This is a genomic window from Kitasatospora sp. NPDC059817, assembly GCF_042731835.1.
Taxonomy (GTDB): domain Bacteria; phylum Actinomycetota; class Actinomycetes; order Streptomycetales; family Streptomycetaceae; genus Kitasatospora.
Genome location: NZ_JBHWIR010000121.1, coordinates 15611 through 18222, shown reverse-complemented (window position 1 = coordinate 18222; position 2612 = coordinate 15611). Strand labels below are relative to the sequence as shown.

At 75.0% G+C, this 2612-nt stretch carries 2 protein-coding genes; both read left to right on the top strand.

Annotation, left to right across the window (positions count from 1 at the left end; genetic code table 11):
- Nucleotides 1–279 precede the first annotated feature (279 nt).
- A complete protein-coding gene (locus tag ACFV61_RS24030; protein WP_380493797.1) occupies nucleotides 280–1602 on the top strand; it encodes a geranylgeranyl reductase family protein in 1323 nt (440 codons plus the stop codon).
- Nucleotides 1603–1823: 221 nt separating this feature from the next.
- Nucleotides 1824–2540 carry a TNT domain-containing protein gene (locus ACFV61_RS24025; protein ID WP_380493795.1) on the top strand — a complete coding sequence of 239 codons (717 nt, stop codon included), beginning with the start codon at nucleotides 1824–1826 and terminating at the stop codon, nucleotides 2538–2540.
- Nucleotides 2541–2612: the final 72 nt, after the last annotated feature.

Genomic DNA, 2612 nt, shown 5'->3' with positions numbered 1-2612 from the left:
GCGTTTTGGGGGGGGGTGTCCACGGGCGGCCCCCCCCCGGGGGGGGCCCGGCCCCCCCCCCCGGGGGGCCGTTTTTCCCCGGTCCGGGGGCCGGGCCCGCGTGTCGGGGCGGCGGGCGGGTGCCGTGGTTCTCTATCGTCCGTCTCGGACCGCCGAGTCCGGCCGCGTCCGAATGGCCCCGTCCGAACGAACCTGTCCGAATGGCCCTGTCCGAGTCCGTCCGGGGCCCCCTGCGGCCCCGTCGGGCCCGCAGCCGATCCGACCCCGTGGGAGTGCGTGATGCCCGGCCCAGAGCAGCAGGTGCCCGCAGACGGCGGCCGGGCCCCCCGGCCCGCCCGGACCGAGGAGGACGCCGACGTCATCGTGGTCGGCGCCGGCCCGGCCGGCTCCACCGCCGCCTACCACCTCGCCCGCACCGGCCTGGACGTCCTGCTGCTGGAGAAGTCCGCGTTCCCGCGCGAGAAGGTCTGCGGCGACGGCCTCACCCCGCGCGCCGTCAAGCAGTTGACCGACCTCGGCATCGACGTCTCCGAGCAGGCCGGCTGGCTGCACAACCAGGGGCTGCGGCTGGTCTCCGGCCGGCGCGCGCTGGAGTTCGACTGGCCCGAGCTGTCCGCCTACCCCGGCCACGGACTCGTCCGCCGGCGTGCCGACTTCGACGAACTGCTCGCCCGCCGGGCCGCCTCGGCCGGCGCCCGGCTGATCGAACGGGCCAACGTGGCAGGCCCGTTGGTGGACGAGCGGAGCGGCCGGATCACCGGCGTCACCGCGAAGCTCGGCGACGAACGCCGGCCCGTCAGCTACCAGGCGCCGGTCGTGGTCGCCGCCGACGGCAACTCCACCCGCCTCTCCGTCGCGATGAAGCGCTACCGCCGCACCGACCGCGCCATGGGCGTCGCCTACCGCACCTACTTCACCACCCCCCGCCACCAGGACCGCTACCTGGAGGCCTGGCTCGACCTGCGCGACCCGGGCGACCCCGCCCGCCGTCTGCTGCCCGGCTACGCCTGGGTGTTCGGCATGGGCGACGGCACCGCCAACGTCGGCCTCGGCGTCCTCGACACCGCCCACGTCGACCTCGACTGGCGCGACCTGCTCCGCCGCTGGTGCGACAGCCTGCCGCCCGCGTACGGCTACACCCCCGACGCCGTCACCGAGCCCGTCCGCGGCTCCGCCCTCCCGATGGGCCTCAACCGCCAACCCCACTACGCCGACGGCTTGTTGCTCATCGGTGACGCCGGCGGCACGGTCAGCCCCGGTACCGGCGAAGGCATCGCCTACGCGATGGAATCCGGCCGCTACGCCGCCGAGACCATCGTCCAGGCCCTCGCCCGGCGCACCGACCGCGGCCGCGAACTGGCCCTGCGCGCCTACCCGCAGGCGCTGCGCTCCGCCTACGCCGGCTACTTCGCGCTCGGCCGCCTCGCCGCCGACCTGCTCGGCCGGCCCAGGCTGCTCGGCGCGGCCGGCGCCGCCGGGCTCGGCCACCCGGCGCTGCTGAAGGTGGCGTTCCGGCTCATGGTCAACCTCACCGAGCCCAACTCCAACGATGCCCTCGACCGGCTGCTCCACCTGATCGGGCGGGTCGCGCCGGGGCGCTGACGGGCGGTTGCGCGGCGCGCCGGGGCCGGTGCCGGACCGCTCAGTCTTTCGGGTGAACCGGTCCGGCGTCCCGGGGTTGGCCGGAACCGGGGAATTCGGTGCGTCTTCGGCCTAGTCGTGTTGACGGATGATCAGCTGATCCGCTTGCCTGGTGTCGAAACGGACACGGAGGGTGAGCAGGACGCCCCCTCCGTGCGACCCCCCCTCACGACGGAGACACCGTGCGCCTTCGCCTTCGCCTGCTCGTCGCGCCACTCGCCGCAGCCGCCGCCCTGATCGCCCCGAGCATCCCGGCCGCCGCGGCCGACACCGCCACCGCGGGCGCCTCCACCGCGGCCGACACCTCCACCGCGGGCACCTCCGCCCGGGCCGCCACGCCCCCCGACGAGTGCTCCGCCGACTTCTACCAGGGTGACAAGCGGCTCGGCCCCGCCGACCTGCCCACCACCGGCCGGGTCGGCCGGGAACTCGTCGGCTACCAGCGCACCGGCTCCCTGAGCGAGCAGCAGTTCCTCACCACCTACTACGACCCGGCCGGCAACAACGGCGCCGGCGGCTGGATCTACCCGCCGTCCGACGGCTACGTCACCCTGCCCGACGGCACCCCGGTCGAGTTCGATCTCACGCTCTACCCGAACCAGAACATCGACCGCTACGGCAGCGAGTACGGCGCCTTCCTCGCCCCCGAGGGGCTGCCCTACTCCACCCGTTCCATCCCGCCGCAGAGCCTCGACGGCACCCCGCCGGCGGGCTGCAACTACCACGACTACAAGGTGGTCAAGCCCTTCAAGGTGCACGCCGGCCCGATCGCCCCGTGGTTCGGCCAGCCCGGCTGGGGCCTGCAGTACCAGCTCGACGCGGCCCTGGTGCCCGGCGGCCCGGCCAAGCTGAACGTGCTCTGGCTGGTCGACAACGGGTACCTGTCCCGGATCGTCTGACCCGGCCCTCCGGACGGCGCACGGCGGGCCCGCCGTGCCCCCTCCCGCTCACCCGACCACACCGGGCGGCCG

Bases quoted from the DNA above. Each gene is read 5' to 3' on its own strand.
- ACFV61_RS24030 (WP_380493797.1), top strand. From the start codon at position 280: ATGCCCGGCCCAGAGCAGCAGGTGCCCGCAGACGGCGGCCGGGCCCCC.